The organism is Streptomyces sp. NPDC003027, assembly GCF_053591435.1.
On record NZ_JBSFTU010000006.1, the window covers coordinates 107,835 to 122,892 of the forward strand.

Genomic DNA, 15,058 nt, shown 5'->3' on the forward strand with positions numbered 1-15,058 from the left:
GCCCTAGTGCAGCATGCCCTGGTTCGTGGACGGGCGGCCCGCCGCGCCGTCCAGGCAGCCGGCCACCCACGCCTCCGGGGCGTGGACGGCCCGGTCGCCGCCCATGCCGCGGCGTTCCATGGCCGCGCATTCGCCGGCCAGCAGGGCGCGGGTGCGCTCCCCCGTCATGTCGTGCTTCCGGATGCGGACGGCCTGGAGATAGCCGCCCTCGTACGCGATGTCCGTGGCCCACGCGGGCCGTTCGCCGTACTCCGTGATGACGTACGCCGCCACCCCCGTGCCGAGCAGCACGGCGGTGGCGGCGCAGGCGATGAACTTCCGCAGGGGTGGGCCCTCGTGACGAACCATGAGTACGACGGTGTCAGTAGGGGCCTTTCCCGGATGTTTCGCGGACGGATGGCGGACGCCAGGTTATTGACCCGCCGTCAGTAGCGGCGCGTGTCGTCGTCCACCACCGTCGGGGCGACCGGTGGTACGACGGCCCGCCGGCGCCGCGCGATGCTGGTGAAGGTCGCCGTGCCGATGAGACCGACCGCCATCATGATCAGTCCCACCAGGTCGAGGTTGACGCCGTCGAGTTCCCAGTCCGTGGCGAACGTGAGAATCGCGCCCACGGCGATGAGGATGATGCAGCCTCCAAGGCCCATGGATCCCGCCTCCTAGTGGGGTTGTCGGAATCGGGTACCCGGGTCTGCCGCCTCTATCCCTCCTCGGCCTATCCCTCCAGGAAGGCCACCAGCGCGTTCGCGAGGAGGAACGGGTCGTCGGCGCCGCACAGTTCACGCGCGCTGTGCATGGAGAGGATGGCGACGCCGATGTCGACGGTCGTGATGCCGTGGCGGGCGGCGGTGATCGGACCGATCGTCGTGCCGCAGGGCATGTCGTTGCTGGAGACGAACGTCTGGGACGGCACGCCGGCCTTCTCGCAGGCCGCGGTGAACACGGCGCGGCCGCTGCCGTCGGTGGCGTACCGCTGGTTGACGTTCACCTTCAGGATCGGGCCGCCGTTGGCGCGTGGGTGGTGCGTCGGGTCGTGGCGCTCGGCGTAGTTGGGGTGGACGGCGTGGCCGGTGTCGGAGGAGAGGCAGACCGTGCCGGCGAAGGCGCGTGCCTTGTCCTCGTACGCGCCGCCGCGGGCGAAGACCGAGCGTTCGAGGACGGAGCCGAGCAGCGGGCCCTGGGCGCCGGTGTCCGACTCGGAGCCGTTCTCCTCGTGGTCGAAGGCGGCGAGGACCGGGATGTACGGGAGGTCGCTCCGGCCCGCCACGGCCGTCAGCGCGGCGACGCCGGCGTGGACCGAGATGAGGTTGTCCATGCGGGGGCCGGCGACGAGTTCGCGGTCGCGGCCGAGGTAGGAGGGGGGCTCGATGGAGTGGACCATCAGGTCCCAGCCGGTGACGTCCTCGGCGTCGACGCCCGCCTCGTCGGCGACGAAGGAGATCAGGTCGCCCTCGTGGACGTCGCCGAGGCCCCAGATCGGCTGCATGTGCCGCTGCCGGTCGAGCTTCAGGCCCTCGTTGGCCTGGCGGTCGAGGTGGATCGCGAGCTGCGGGACGCGCAGCACGGCGCGGTCGATGTTCACGAGGTGGTTGCTGCCGTCGCGCAGGGTGATCCGGCCGGCGAGGCCGAGGTCGCGGTCGAGCCAGGTGTTGAGCAGCGTGCCGCCGTAGATCTCGACCGCGACCTGGCGCCAGCCCTGTGTGCCCATGTCGGGCCGCGGCTTGACGCGCAGGTTGGGGGAGTCGGTGTGGGCGCCGATGATGCGGTACGGGGTGTGGGGGGCGGCGCCCTCCGGTACGTACCAGGCGATGATCGCGCCGCCGCGGATGACGTACTTCCCGCCCGACGTACCGTCCCAGGCAGCGGTCTCCTCGACCTGCCGGAAGCCGGCCTTCTCCAGGCGCTCGGCGGCGTTCGCCACGGCGTGGTACGGCGACGGGGAGGCCGCCAGGAAGGTCATGAGGTCATCGGTGTGGCCACGGTCGAACGGCTGCGACGGGCGGGAGGGTGCGCTACTCATGCGCTCACCTTACGCACGGTCCGAAAGCCGTCGAGGGGACCCCGGAAATCGGGCGGGCGCGGAAAACGGAACCATGGGGGAGGGCCGGCGGCCTGGAAGGCGGAGCGCGACCGGAAGGCGGGAACGGGCCCCGGAAAGGCGGAACGGCCCGCCCCCCTCCCCGGGGACGAGCCGTTCCTGTATGGACGAGGTGCGTACTAGAACGCGGCCTCGTCCAGGTCCATCAGCGAGCCGTCGACGGCCTCGGCCAGCGCGCGCTCGGTGGAGACGCCCGGCAGGACGTTGGCGGCGAAGAACTTCGCGGCCGCGATCTTGCCGGTGTAGAACGCCTTGTCCTTGGCGGAGGCGGTCTCCAGCTTCTCGGCGGCGACGGCCGCGCCCTTCAGCAGGAGGTAGCCGACGACGACGTCGCCGGAGGCCATCAGCAGGCGGGTGGTGTTGAGGCCGACCTTGTAGATGTTCTTGACGTCCTCGCCGGTCGCGGTGAGGTCGGTGAGCATCGTGCCGACGATGCCCTCCAGGTCCACGGCGGCCTTGGCGAGCGCGTCGCGGGCGTCGGCCAGCTCCTCGCCGCCGGTGCCGACCGCGAGGAACTTCTTGATCTCCTCGGCCAGCGCGTTCAGGGAGGCGCCCTGGTCGCGGACGATCTTGCGGAAGAAGAAGTCCTGGCCCTGGATGGCCGTGGTGCCCTCGTAGAGGGTGTCGATCTTGGCGTCCCGGATGTACTGCTCGATCGGGTACTCCTGCAGGAAGCCGGAGCCGCCGAAGGTCTGGAGCGACTGCGCGAGCTGCTCGTAGCCCTTCTCGGAGCCGTAGCCCTTCACGATCGGCAGGAGCAGGTCGTTCAGGCCGTGCAGGGCCTTGGCGTCCTCGCCGGCCGCTTCCTTGAGCTGGATCGCGTCCTGCACGGAGGCCGTGTAGAGGACGAGGGAGCGCATGCCCTCGGCGTACGCCTTCTGCGTCATCAGCGAGCGGCGGACGTCGGGGTGGTGCGTGATGGTGACCTTGGGCGCGGCCTTGTCCATGAAGTTCGCCAGGTCGGTGCCCTGGACGCGCTCCTTGGCGTACTCGAGGGCGTTGAGGTAGCCCGTCGAGAGGGTGGAGATCGCCTTCGTGCCGACCATCATGCGGGCGAACTCGATGATGAGGAACATCTGGCGGATGCCGTCGTGCTTGTCGCCGATCAGCCAGCCCTTGGCGGGGTGCTGGTCGCCGAAGGTCATCTCGCAGGTGTTGGAGGCCTTGAGGCCCATCTTGTGCTCGACGTTGGTGGCGTAGACGCCGTTGCGCTCGCCCAGCTCGCCGGTCTCCCAGTCGAAGTGGTACTTCGGCACGAGGAAGAGGGAGAGGCCCTTGGTGCCGGGGCCGGCGCCCTCGGGGCGGGCGAGGACGTAATGGAGGATGTTCTCCGACATGTCGTGCTCGCCGGACGTGATGAAGCGCTTCACGCCCTCGATGTGCCAGGAGCCGTCCTCCTGCTGGACGGCCTTGGTGCGGCCGGCGCCGACGTCCGAGCCCGCGTCGGGCTCGGTGAGGACCATGGTGGAGCCCCACTGCTTCTCGACGGCGATCTGGGCGATCTTCTTCTGCGCCTCGTTGCCCTCCTCGAAGAGGACGCCGGCGAACGCGGGGCCGGAGGAGTACATCCAGACGGCCGGGTTCGAGCCGAGCAGCAGCTCCGCGTAGGCCCAGATCAGGGAGCGCGGGGAGGTGGTGCCGCCGATCTCCTCGGGCAGGCCGAGGCGCCAGTACTCGGAGTCCATGAAGGCCTGGTACGACTTCTTGAAGCTCGCGGGGACCGGGGCGGTGTTGGTGGCGGGGTCGAAGACCGGCGGGTTGCGGTCGGCGTCGGCGAAGGACTCGGCGATCTCGTTCTCCGCGAGGCGCTGGATCTCCTCCAGGACGCTCTTGGCGGTCTCGACGTCCATCTCCTCGAACGGACCGGTGCCGTAGACCTTGTCGCGCCCGAGGACCTCGAAGAGGTTGAACTCGATGTCGCGGAGATTCGACTTGTAGTGCCCCATGGCGACGGCTCCGTAAAGGCTCGGGGAGGCGGATGTCCTGGTGGGCGTGCTCGTGGCATGACGTACTACCGGTGAGTAGCCCACGTTCTCTACGATGATGCTACCCACCGGTAATAAGAGCAACCCCTGTCCGGACATCTGTGACGTCTATCGCGTACGTCAGGGGGCGCGGGCGCCGTTCTTCGGTCCGGGGGCGCCGCCTCGACGGTCCGCCTACTGATCGCCGGTCTTGTACTGCGGGTCCAGGAGGGCTGCGTCAGCAATCAGGGTGCGCCGGCGGGCCGAGGGCTGTTGATCGGAATGAATCACTTGACCGTACTTGCCCCACGTCACGCGGGCCCGATTCAGCCGGCGCTCGGACCGTGGCGGCAGAGGAGTCCATTCCGGCCATTGCGTCGGGGCGGGCGGTGTCCGGGGGTCGTCCCGGGCTGCCGTATCCGATCGGGGCGCGTGGTCCGCTCGATAGGCTGGGGCCATGTACGGATACGGCCAGCACGCAGACGGTAGTGCCGCCCAGCAGCAGTACGCCCCGCCGCAGCAGCAGCCGATGCAGGGCATGCCCGGCGGGATGCAGGGGGGCGGGTACGGGCACCAGACGCCGCTGTACCCCGAGCCGTCGCCGCCCTCGCTCGCCGACGCCGTACGGGCCTTCACGACCGGGTCGCTGGCGGCCGAGGACTTCCAGCAGATCTTCGCCACCTCGAAGGTCTACTGCCCCCGTGGCGACAATCCCGGCTTCCTCGCCCTGCACAACACCCAGCAGCCGGTCATCCCGATGTTCACCTCGCTGAAGGAGCTGCGGCGGTACGCGGGCAAGGAGTCGAAGTACTTCGTGATCACCGGCGCCGAGGTGATCGACCTGCTGCCGACGGGCTACGGCTTCGTCCTCGACATGGAGGGCGACCACCGCATGGTCTTCGACGCGAAGGCCGTGGAGCAGATGGTCGACTTCGCGATGCGGCGGATGTACGGCTGACCGACGCCGGCAGGCGGGAGAGCGCCCGGGGGGAATTCCCCCCGGGCGTTCCGCGTTCCGGGTGGCAGGAAGTTCAGTATTCAACTAAACTGGTCGCACAAGGAGGTCCCGCCATGCCCGCCGTGACTGTCGAGAACCCGCTCACTCTGCCGCGCGTCGCCGCCCCGGCCGACGCCACCCCCCGCCCCGTGCTCGCCGTGACCACGGCACCCTCGGGCTTCGAGGGCGAGGGTTTCCCGGTGCGCCGCGCGTTCGCCGGGATCAACTACCAGTACCTCGACCCGTTCATCATGATGGACCAGATGGGAGAGGTGGAGTACGCCCCCGGCGAGCCCAAGGGAACGCCCTGGCATCCCCACCGCGGCTTCGAGACCGTCACGTACATCATCGACGGGATCTTCGACCACCAGGACTCCAACGGTGGTGGCGGCACCATCACCAACGGCGACACCCAGTGGATGACCGCGGGCTCCGGGCTCCTCCACATCGAGGCCCCGCCGGAGTCCCTCGTCGTCAGCGGCGGGGTCTTCCACGGGCTCCAGCTCTGGGTGAACCTGCCCGCGAGCGACAAGATGATGGCCCCCCGCTACCAGGACATCCGCGGTGGCCAGGTGCAGCTGCTGGCCTCGCCCGACGGCGGCGCGCTGCTCCGCGTCATCGCCGGCGAGCTGGACGGCCACGCCGGCCCCGGCATCACGCACACCCCGATCACGATGATCCACGCGACGGTCCGGCCGGGTGCGGAGATGACCCTGCCCTGGCGCGAGGACTTCAACGGACTCGTGTACGTACTGGCCGGGCGCGGGTCCGTCGGTACGGAGCGGCGGCCGGTCCACATGGGCCAGACCGCGGTCTTCGGCAAGGGCGGCGCGCTCACCGTCCGCGCGGACGACAAGCAGGACGGCCACACGCCGGATCTGGAGGTCGTCGTCCTCGGCGGCCGGCCGATCCGCGAACCGATGGCGCACTACGGCCCGTTCGTCATGAACAGCCAGGCGGAGCTGCGCCAGGCCTTCGAGGACTTCCAGGCTGGCCGGCTCGGCAGGATCCCGGCGGTCCACGGCATGGGCGAGTAGGACGGTCGCCTCGGGTAGGCGGCCGCCTCAGGTGCCTGGTCGCCTCGGGTACGCGGCCGCCTCCGGTACTTCCGGCGCCTGGTCGCCTCCGGTACGCGGTCGCTTCCGTATGCGGTCGCCTTCCGTGCGAGCCGGGTACCGCGCCGGGTGAGGGTCCTCCTCGCCCGGCGCCGCTGTGTGACGGGGCGTCACCCGTGCGGACCCGTACCGCAGGACGGCACGCGGAGGCCGTGGTCGGCTGGGGCTCGTGCAGACGCAGCAGCCGGAGCCGGGACCGCGACCTCTCCTTCCCGACGCCGCCCGACGGGTCGGCGCCTGGTGCGTCGTCGCGCTGCTGGTGACCGGCGTCGCCGCCGTCGGCGTATGGCTGTGCGTCGTGTTGAAGACGGCCGTGACGCCCGTCCTGCTCGCCCTCCTCGGTACGGCGCTCCTCGGCCCGCTCCACCGGCGACTGCTGCGCATGAAGGTGCGGCGGTCGCTCGCCGCCGCGATCACCTGTGTCGCCGTGGTCGCCGTCGTCGGCGGCGCCACCTACATCGTCGTCAGCGCGCTCATCGAGACCGGCGACCAGATCATCACCTCCCTGCGCCAGGCCGCCGCGGACCTGGCCGAGCACCTCGGCGCCGCCGGGACCTCCCTCGACGACCTCGCCGCGAACTCCAGGGAGCTGCTGCGGAGGTTCGGCGGCACCGCCGCCTCCGGGGTGATCAGCGGCCTCAGCGTCGTCGGCGAGATGATCGCCGTCGCCGTCCTCGCCCTGTTCCTCGTCTTCTTCTTCCTCCGCGACTCCGACAAGGCGGTGGGCACCCTGCGGTCCCTCGCCCCGCGCGCCACCGGCGACACGGTCGAGGCGATCGGCCGCCGCGCGTTCGAGGCGGTCGAGGGGTTCATGCGCGGAACCACCGTCATCGCCCTGATCGACGCCCTCCTCATCACCGTCGGACTGCTGATCCTGCGGGTGCCCGGCGCCGTCGGGCTGGGCGCGCTGGTCTTCGTCGGCGCCTACATCCCGTACCTCGGCGCCTTCATCTCCGGCGCCGTCGCCATCCTCGTGGCCCTGGCCGACCGGGGCTTCGTCATCGCGCTGTGGGCGCTCGGCGTCGTCCTGGCCGTACAGGTCCTGGAAGGCCACGTCCTCCAGCCCGTGATCCAGAGCCGGACCGTCCAGATGCACCCGGCCGTGGTCATGCTCACGATCACGGCGGGGGCGTCGGTCGCCGGAATCCTGGGCATGCTCCTCGCCGTACCGCTGACCGCCGCCGCGTTCGGGGTGATCGGCGAGCTGCGCGGCCGGTACGGGGACGAGGGGCGCGAGGTCTGACCACCGGGTCCGGCCGGGTCGCGCCGATCGCTTCGGCCGGTCAGGTCGCCGCGGGGATGCCGCCCGGCTCGAAGCCGGCCAGCATCTGTTCGAGCGCCGCCTGGTCCGGGCCCACGAACGGGTCCGAGTCCGGCGCCATCGAGATCGTCTCGGTCATCCTGTCCGTCATCCGCACGGCGGGCGGCAGATGCGTGCTGAGCAGGATGTCCGGGTTCATCGCGCGGATCGGATCGATCGTCGCCCGGTACTTCTCCGCGTCCACCACGTGCACCCACGGGCTGTCCAGCGTCGCCCACAGGAGCTGGGCGGCCCGCAGTTCGTCCGGCTTCAGATCGCTCGCGTGCCCGCTCTGCGCGAGCTCCGCGGTCGGCATCGGTCCGCCGAAGCAGTCGGAGCTGAAGCAGATCCGGGTCCTGTCGTCGTAGAAGCCGACGGTGGCCGGATTGTCGAAGAGCGGCGGCCTGAAGGCGTGCAGGGAACGGTCACCGACGTCCAGGGACTGGCCGGGGTTGAGGAAGTAGACGCGGTCCATGGGCAGCGGGCGTTCGGTGGTCATGATCCCGGCGCCGATGAAGGTGGTCACCACCCGCGCCCGGGGAGCGGCGACGAGCAGGTCGAAGATGCCGCCCGTGTGGTCGCGGTCGGGGTGGGTGAGCCAGATCCAGAGGATGTCGGCGGGGTCGACGACTCCGGCGACGGCGGTGACGAAGTCACGGTCGGAGAGGGAGAGTCCGGTGTCGACGACGACCGGCTCCTCGGCGGTGAGGACGTAGGCGTTGACGGGGATGTGGCCGACCCCCGGCGCTTCGAGGCTGTCGGCCAGGACGGTGGTGTCGCTCCCGACCTTGTGGATGTCCATGGCGTACTCCGTGGTCCCCCCGGCGGCCGTACGGCTCCAGTCTCCTCCCGTCCCGCGCACGGCGCGCGCCCGACCCTCGAAGCGCCCCGAAGCGGCCCGCGCCCGGCACCCGAAGCGCCCCGAAGCGCCACGCACCCCACGCCCGCGCCCGCGTCATGCCCCTGCCCCCCGCTACTCGCAGCAGCCCTTCCCCGACGGCGGCTCGTTCAGTTCGAACCAGATCGACTTGCCCTCGCCCCGCGGGTCCACGCCCCACGCGTGCGCCAGCATCTCCATCAGGACCAGGCCGCGCCCCGACGAGGCCATCTCGCCCGGCTGCCGCCGGTGCGGCAGCTCGTCGCTGGTGTCGGCGACCTCCACCCGCAGGCGGCGCGCCTCGTCGTCGCAGGTCACCTCGGCGACCAGCAGCGCGTCGCCGTCCGTGTGGATGAGTACGTTGGTGACCATCTCCGAGACCATGAGGACCGCCGAGTCGACCTGGTCCTCGTCGGTCCAGTCGTGCAGCAGCTGGCGCAGATGCCGGCGCGCGGTGGCGATGCGCTCCGGCTCGGCCTGGGCGACGGTCATCATCGTGCGGCGCGGGGCCCGGCGCACGGCGCTGCCCTGGCGGGAGACGAGCAGCAGGGCGATGTCGTCCTCGCGGCGGTCGGCGAGCGGCCCGGTGGAGTGATGGGAGCCGGGGCCGTGGACGGCTTCGACGAGCCGGTCGGCGAGGCCCTCCAGGGAGTCGCCGTCGTGCTCTTCGAGGAGCGCACGGACGCGTTCCCAGCCGCTGTCGAGGTCGTGGCCACCGGTCTCCAGGAGCCCGTCGGTGCAGATCATCAGGGTCTCGCCCGGCTCCAGGGTGAACCGGGTCGTCGGATAGTCGGTGTCCGGGACGATGCCCAGGGGCAGCCCACCGGCGGTCGGTCGCAGCAGAACCGTTCCGTCAGTCAGCCGGACCGCCGGGTCGGGGTGCCCGGCCCGGGCGATGTCCACGACACCGGTGACCGGGTCGATCTCCAGGTAGAGGCAGGTCGCGAAGCGCGGCCCGCCGTTCTCCTCGGCCCCCTGCCCGCCCCCGTCGCCGTCGGTGATCCCGTACAGGAAGCGGGAGGCGCGCGAGAGCACCGCGTCGGGCCGGTGGCCCTCGGAGGCGTACGCGCGCAGGGCGATCCGCAGCTGCCCCATCAGCCCGGCGGCCCGGACGTCATGGCCCTGGACGTCGCCGATGACGAGGGCGATCCGCCCGCCCCCGTGGCCTGCGGCGCGGGAGGTGCCGCCCGGGAGCGGGATCATGTCGTACCAGTCGCCGCCGACCTGGAGCCCGCCACCGGTGGGGACGTACCGGGCGGCGACGTGGAGGCCGGGGATGCCGGGGCCGAGGACCGGCATCATCGTGCGCTGGAGGCCGAGCGACAGCTCGCGCTCGGACTCGGCGACGCCGGCGCGGGCGAGCGCCTGCGCGAGCATGCGGGCGACGGTGGTGAGGACGGAGCGCTCGTCGGGGGTGAAGGCGACCGGGTGCTTGAACGCGGCCATCCAGGCGCCCATGGTGCGGCCGGCCACGATGAGGGGGAGGTAGGCCCAGGACTGCCTGCCGAACTGCCGTGCCAGCGGCCAGGTGACCGGGAAGCGCCGCTGGTACTCCTCCGGCGTCGGCAGATAGATCGCCCGGCCGGTCCTCGCGACCTCGGCCGCCGGATAGTCGGTGCCCAGCGACATCGAGCTGAAGGGCCCCTCGTCGCCGGCGTTGTGCCCGTGGTGGCCGATGATCGTCAGCCGGTCGCCCGCCATGCCGAAGACGGCCAGCCCGTCCGGCGAGAAGCCGGGCATGGAGAGGGAGGCGGCGACGCGCAGGACCTCGGCGGTCGACCGCGCCTCGGCGAGCGCCCGGCCGGCGTCGAGCAGGAACGCCTCGCGCGAGCGGCGCCAGTCTCCGGTGACCGGGGTGCGGGCCGCCGTGCCGGGCTGCGGCTCGGCGACCTCCTGGAGGGTGCCGACGAGCTGGTAGTCGTCGCCCTCGATGAGCGGCTTGGACCGGCTCCGTACCGTACGGATCACCCGGCCGTGCTCGTCCATGATCCGCAGCCGGGCCTCGGCGAGGGTTCCCTCCGCCACGGCCAGGTTGACCACCCCGTCGATCTCGTTCCAGTCGACGGGATGAAAGCGCGAGCGCACGGCCGCCTCGGTGAGCCGGGCGGGTTCGGCGGGCAGCCCGAGGAGCCGGGCCGCCTCGGCGTCGAGCGTGACGATCCCGGACCCGTTGTCCCAGCGCCACAGGCCGGTCGCGATCGCGGCCAGGACGTCCTCGGTGCGCATTGACCTACTTTATGAATATCGGACTCCAGGTCGCCACCGAGAGTATTCGAAAAGGGATCTCGGGTGGCCCGGTACCCTTGACGGGCCCGGATGATTCCGGGCTCCCCACCGATTTCCGAAGACTGGATGAACGACGATGCATCGGTACAGGTCCCACACCTGCGGCGAGCTCCGCGCCTCTGACGTCGGCACCGACGTCCGGCTGAGCGGCTGGCTGCACAATCGGCGCGACCTGGGCGGCATCCTCTTCATCGATCTGCGCGACCACTACGGCATCACGCAGCTCGTCGCCCGGCCCGGCACCCCGGCCGCCGAGGCCCTGGACAAGCTGACGAAGGAGACCGTCATCCGTGTGGACGGCAAGGTCGTCTCGCGTGGTGCCGAGAACGTCAACCCGGAGCTGGCGACCGGCGAGATCGAGATCGAGGTCTCCGAGGTCGAGGTCCTGGGCGCGTCCAAGCAGATCCCGTTCTCCGTCAACCACGACGACGGAGTGAACGAGGAGCGGCGCCTGGAGTACCGCTTCCTCGACCTGCGCCGTGAGCGCATGCACCGCAACATCATGCTGCGCTCGGCCGTCATCGCCGCCATCCGCTCGAAGATGGTGGCCCTGGGCTTCAACGAGATGGCGACGCCGATCCTGGCCGCGACCTCCCCCGAGGGCGCCCGCGACTTCGTCGTTCCGTCCCGTCTCAACCCGGGCAAGTTCTACGCCCTGCCGCAGGCGCCGCAGCAGTTCAAGCAGCTGCTGATGATCTCCGGTTTCGACCGCTACTTCCAGATCGCGCCCTGCTTCCGCGACGAGGACGCGCGCGCCGACCGCTCGCCGGGCGAGTTCTACCAGCTCGACGTCGAGATGAGCTTCGTCGAGCAGGAGGACGTCTTCCAGCCGATCGAGAAGCTCATGACGGAGATCTTCGAGGAGTTCGGCGGCGGCCGCCACGTCACGTCGCCGTTCCCGCGGATCCCGTTCCGCGAGGCGATGCTCAAGTACGGCTCCGACAAGCCGGACCTGCGCGCCAAGCTGGAGCTCGTCGACATCTCCGACGTCTTCGAGAACTCCGAGTTCAAGGCCTTCGCCGGCAAGCACGTGCGCGCCCTGGCGGTGCCGGACACGGGCGACCAGCCGCGCAAGTTCTTCGACGGCCTGGGCGACTACGCGGTCGAGCAGGGCGCGAAGGGCCTGGCCTGGGTGCGCGTGGGCGAGGGTTCGGCACTGACCGGCCCGATCGCCAAGTTCCTCACCGAGGAGAACGTCAAGGTCCTCACCGAGCGCCTCGGCCTGCAGCCCGGCCACGCGGTCTTCTTCGGCGCGGGCGAGTTCGACGAGGTCTCGAAGATCATGGGCGCGGTCCGCGTCGAGGCGGCGAAGCGCGCCGGGCACTTCGAGGAGGGCGTCTTCCGCTTCTGCTGGATCGTCGACTTCCCGATGTACGAGCGGGACGAGGAGACCGGCAAGATCGACTTCTCGCACAACCCGTTCTCGATGCCGCAGGGAGGCCTGGAGGCCCTGGAGACCCAGGACCCGCTGGACATCCTCGGCTGGCAGTACGACATCGTCTGCAACGGCGTCGAGCTGTCCTCGGGCGCGATCCGGAACCACGAGCCCGAGATCATGTTCAAGGCGTTCGAGATCGCCGGCTACTCCCGCGAGACGGTCGAGCACGAGTTCGCGGGCATGCTGCGCGCCTTCGAGTACGGCGCCCCGCCGCACGGCGGCATCGCCCCGGGCGTCGACCGCATCGTGATGCTCCTCGCCGACGAGCCGAACATCCGCGAGACGATCGCCTTCCCGCTCAACGGCAACGCCCAGGACCTGCTGATGGGCGCCCCCACGGAACTGGACGAGGCGCGCCTGCGGGAGCTGAACCTCCAGCTGCGCAAGCCGGTGGAGAAGTCCACGGAGAAGTAGTAATCCCCCAGAGTGAAGGGCCCGGAATCCACGGATTCCGGGCCCTTGGCATATGCCAAAGTGCCGCCATGGCAACAGCGACGAACCCGGCCGCGCGGGCCGGCGACCACGTACCGTGGAAGGCACCACCGATCCGGGAGGAGTCTGCCGTGAGCGTCCTGACTCAGGAAGGGTTCGAAGAACTCGCCCGTCTTGGCGAACGCGTGGACGAATCTCTGCGTCTGGAGTTCATCGACGGGAAGATCGGGGAGAAGGCTTTGCCGGACGGCGACCACGGGCGAATCATCGAGTGGCTGACGCGACTGTGTATCCAGACCGACGCGGGCTGGTGGCTCTACCCCGACCAAGGACTGAGGATCGAGCAGTACAGGAAGGGCAATGCCCGCCCCGACGGCTGCCTCGCGCCGAGCGGCACATTCGTCGGCCAGGGTGAGTGGGCCAGTGCCGACGGCGTCCTCATGGTCGTCGAGGTGACCTCCGGCGACTCCGACACCGGCCGCCGCGACCGCGTCGAGAAACCGCGCGCCTACGCCGAGACCGGCATCCCCGTCTACCTCCTGATCGACAGGACCACCGGCGAGGTCAAGGTCCACTCGCAGCCGGACGGGGAGCGGTACGAAATGGTGGCGACGGTGCCGTTCGGCAAGACGGTCACGCTGCCGGAGCCGGTGGGCATGGAACTGGACACCGAGCCGCTGAAGAACTGGGTGCACTGAACCATCGTCGGCGCCCGATGACGTGGATCCGGCCAGCGCTCCGATCGCACCCGTCATTCGCTCACCGGGGCCGAGAACCACCGCGGCTGCCGCCCCCGAGGGAGCGGCAGCCGCGGTGGTTCGTGCGGGGCAGGGCGTCAGTCCTTCTTCGGCTCCTCCAGGCGCGGGAAGAGCACCGCGCCCTTCGTCACCTTCGTGCCCGCCGGGAGCCGGCCCCACGTGGCGGCCGACTGGACCGGCTGGGTGGGGAGGGCGCCCAGGGAGGCTTCGGCGCCCAGGGAGTCCCAGAGGCGCTCGGAGGTCTCCGGCATGATCGGGTTCAGCAGGACCGCGACCGCGCGCAGGGACTCGGCGGCCGTGTACAGGATCGTCGCCAGGCGGGCGCGGCCCTCGGCGCTGTCGTCCTTCGCGACCTTCCACGGCTCCTGCTCCGTGATGTAACCGTTGACCTGCTTCACGAAGTCGAAGATCGCCAGGATGCCGCCCTGGAAGTCCAGCTCCTCGCCGATCTTCCGGTCGGCGTCCGCGACCGCCTTCGCCAGGCCCTCGTGGATCGCCGTCTCCGCGTCGCCCTCGGCCGCCGCGGCCGGCAGCGCGCCGTCGAAGTACTTGCCGACCATCGCCGCCACGCGCGAGGCGAGGTTGCCGTAGTCGTTGGCGAGCTCGGAGGTGTAGCGGGCGGTGAAGTCCTCCCACGAGAAGGAGCCGTCCTGGCCGAACGCGATCGCCCGCAGGAAGTACCAGCGGTACGCGTCGACACCGAAGTGCGAGGTCAGGTCCTGCGGCTTGATGCCGGTCAGGTTCGACTTCGACATCTTCTCGCCGCCGACCATCAGCCAGCCGTTGGCCGCGACCCTGCCCGGCACCGGCAGGCCCTGCGCCATCAGCATCGCGGGCCAGATGATCGCGTGGAAGCGCAGGATGTCCTTGCCGATGAGGTGCACGTTCGCCGGGAACGTCTCGTCGAACTTCGCCTGGTCGGAGCCGTAGCCGACCGCCGTGGCGTAGTTCAGGAGCGCGTCGATCCACACGTAGATGACGTGCTTGTCGTCCCACGGGACCGGAACGCCCCAGTCGAAGGTCGAGCGCGAGATCGACAGGTCCTCAAGGCCCTGCCGGACGAAGTTCACGACCTCGTTGCGGGCCGACTCCGGCTGGATGAAGCCCGGGTTCGCCTCGTAGAACTCGATCAGCTTCGGGCCGTACGCGCTCAGCTTGAAGAAGTAGTTCTCCTCCTTGAGGATCTCCACCGGCTTCTTGTGGACGGGGCACAGCTTCGTGCCGTCCTCCGCCTCGATGAGATCGCCCGGGAGCTTGTACTCCTCACAGCCCACGCAGTACGGGCCTTCGTATCCGCCCTTGTAGATCTCGCCCTTGTCGTACAGGTCCTGCACGAATTCCTGGACGCGGTCCGTGTGGCGCTTCTCCGTCGTCCGGATGAAGTCGTCGTTCGCGATGTTCAGGTGCTCCCAGAGGGGCTTCCACGCCTCCTCCACGAGCTTGTCGCACCAGGCCTGGGGCGTGACGTTGTTCGCCTCGGCCGTGCGCATGATCTTCTGACCGTGCTCGTCCGTGCCGGTGAGGTACCACACCTTCTCGCCGCGCTGACGGTGCCAGCGCGTGAGCACGTCGCCTGCGACGGTCGTGTAGGCGTGGCCCAGGTGAGGAGCGTCGTTGACGTAATAGATGGGGGTCGAGACGTAGTAGGACTTCACGTCGCTCGCCCCCTGCTTCTCGGATCCAGTGGCCGCCATGGTCGAAATCCTAACGGCCCGTTCAAGATCCACTCACATCGATAAAGGGCCCCCGGGAGACGGAGAGGTCCGCGAAACGTTTCCCGGCGTAGAAAGCAC

General features: G+C 70.1%; 12 protein-coding genes. 5 read left to right on the forward strand and 7 right to left on the reverse strand.

Translation table 11 applies throughout. The annotated features are described in order from the left end of the window. Positions 1 to 3: 3 nt before the first annotated feature. The 4 genes from ACWDX6_RS07260 to ACWDX6_RS07275 all read right to left on the reverse strand — a co-directional run bounded on the left by ACWDX6_RS07260 (position 4) and on the right by ACWDX6_RS07275 (position 4,044). A complete protein-coding gene (locus ACWDX6_RS07260; RefSeq protein ID WP_451483948.1) occupies positions 4 to 348 on the reverse strand; it encodes a hypothetical protein in 345 nt (114 codons plus the stop codon). Between the two features lie 77 nt (positions 349 to 425). Beyond that, entirely contained in the window at positions 426 to 647 is a 222-nt protein-coding gene (locus tag ACWDX6_RS07265) for a DUF6458 family protein (RefSeq protein ID WP_403292874.1), read from the reverse strand. Positions 648 to 715: 68 nt separating this feature from the next. Beyond that, positions 716 to 2,020 (reverse strand): M18 family aminopeptidase, encoded by a 1,305-nt coding sequence (locus ACWDX6_RS07270; protein ID WP_451483949.1) that lies wholly within the window; start codon positions 2,018 to 2,020, stop codon positions 716 to 718. Positions 2,021 to 2,217: 197 nt separating this feature from the next. Continuing rightward, on the reverse strand, positions 2,218 to 4,044 hold the full coding sequence (locus ACWDX6_RS07275; protein ID WP_451483950.1) for an acyl-CoA dehydrogenase: 1,827 nt from the start codon (positions 4,042 to 4,044) through the stop codon (positions 2,218 to 2,220). Positions 4,045 to 4,519: 475 nt separating this feature from the next. Here ACWDX6_RS07275 and ACWDX6_RS07280 point away from each other — a divergent pair, with 475 nt between their 5' ends. The 3 genes from ACWDX6_RS07280 (at position 4,520) to ACWDX6_RS07290 (ending at position 7,417) form a co-directional block, all read left to right on the forward strand. Beyond that, complete coding sequence (locus ACWDX6_RS07280) at positions 4,520 to 5,020, forward strand: SseB family protein (protein WP_451483951.1); 501 nt, start codon at positions 4,520 to 4,522, stop codon at positions 5,018 to 5,020. A gap of 113 nt (positions 5,021 to 5,133) precedes the next feature. Further along, a complete protein-coding gene (locus tag ACWDX6_RS07285) occupies positions 5,134 to 6,096 on the forward strand; it encodes a pirin family protein (RefSeq protein ID WP_451483952.1) in 963 nt (320 codons plus the stop codon). A 247-nt stretch (positions 6,097 to 6,343) separates the two neighbouring features. Further along, entirely contained in the window at positions 6,344 to 7,417 is a 1,074-nt protein-coding gene (locus ACWDX6_RS07290) for an AI-2E family transporter (protein WP_451483953.1), read from the forward strand. Between the two features lie 40 nt (positions 7,418 to 7,457). Here ACWDX6_RS07290 and ACWDX6_RS07295 read toward each other — a convergent pair whose 3' ends face one another. Both ACWDX6_RS07295 and ACWDX6_RS07300 read right to left on the reverse strand, forming a co-directional pair. Beyond that, complete coding sequence (locus ACWDX6_RS07295) at positions 7,458 to 8,276, reverse strand: MBL fold metallo-hydrolase (protein ID WP_451483954.1); 819 nt, start codon at positions 8,274 to 8,276, stop codon at positions 7,458 to 7,460. Between the two features lie 171 nt (positions 8,277 to 8,447). Further along, a complete protein-coding gene (locus ACWDX6_RS07300; RefSeq protein ID WP_451483955.1) occupies positions 8,448 to 10,577 on the reverse strand; it encodes an ATP-binding SpoIIE family protein phosphatase in 2,130 nt (709 codons plus the stop codon). Positions 10,578 to 10,713: 136 nt separating this feature from the next. Between ACWDX6_RS07300 and aspS the strand changes: the two genes are divergently transcribed. Both aspS and ACWDX6_RS07310 read left to right on the forward strand, forming a co-directional pair. Then, a complete protein-coding gene (aspS, locus tag ACWDX6_RS07305; RefSeq protein WP_451483956.1) occupies positions 10,714 to 12,489 on the forward strand; it encodes an aspartate--tRNA ligase in 1,776 nt (591 codons plus the stop codon). A gap of 149 nt (positions 12,490 to 12,638) precedes the next feature. Further along, a complete protein-coding gene (locus tag ACWDX6_RS07310; RefSeq protein ID WP_451483957.1) occupies positions 12,639 to 13,205 on the forward strand; it encodes a Uma2 family endonuclease in 567 nt (188 codons plus the stop codon). 137 nt (positions 13,206 to 13,342) lie between these two features. Here ACWDX6_RS07310 and metG read toward each other — a convergent pair whose 3' ends face one another. Then, the gene (gene metG, locus ACWDX6_RS07315; RefSeq protein WP_451483958.1) at positions 13,343 to 14,959 is read right to left on the reverse strand and encodes a methionine--tRNA ligase; all 1,617 of its coding nucleotides are present in this window, start codon (positions 14,957 to 14,959) and stop codon (positions 13,343 to 13,345) included. Positions 14,960 to 15,058 lie beyond the last annotated feature (99 nt).

Bases quoted from the DNA above. Each gene is read 5' to 3' on its own strand.
- ACWDX6_RS07280 (WP_451483951.1), top strand. From the start codon at position 4,520: ATGTACGGATACGGCCAGCACGCAGACGGTAGTGCCGCCCAGCAGCAG.
- ACWDX6_RS07300 (WP_451483955.1), bottom strand. From the start codon at position 10,577: ATGCGCACCGAGGACGTCCTGGCCGCGATCGCGACCGGCCTGTGGCGC.
- ACWDX6_RS07265 (WP_403292874.1), bottom strand. From the start codon at position 647: ATGGGCCTTGGAGGCTGCATCATCCTCATCGCCGTGGGCGCGATTCTC.
- ACWDX6_RS07270 (WP_451483949.1), bottom strand. From the start codon at position 2,020: ATGAGTAGCGCACCCTCCCGCCCGTCGCAGCCGTTCGACCGTGGCCAC.
- aspS (WP_451483956.1), top strand. From the start codon at position 10,714: ATGCATCGGTACAGGTCCCACACCTGCGGCGAGCTCCGCGCCTCTGAC.
- ACWDX6_RS07295 (WP_451483954.1), bottom strand. From the start codon at position 8,276: ATGGACATCCACAAGGTCGGGAGCGACACCACCGTCCTGGCCGACAGC.
- ACWDX6_RS07260 (WP_451483948.1), bottom strand. From the start codon at position 348: ATGGTTCGTCACGAGGGCCCACCCCTGCGGAAGTTCATCGCCTGCGCC.
- ACWDX6_RS07285 (WP_451483952.1), top strand. From the start codon at position 5,134: ATGCCCGCCGTGACTGTCGAGAACCCGCTCACTCTGCCGCGCGTCGCC.
- metG (WP_451483958.1), bottom strand. From the start codon at position 14,959: ATGGCGGCCACTGGATCCGAGAAGCAGGGGGCGAGCGACGTGAAGTCC.
- ACWDX6_RS07275 (WP_451483950.1), bottom strand. From the start codon at position 4,044: ATGGGGCACTACAAGTCGAATCTCCGCGACATCGAGTTCAACCTCTTC.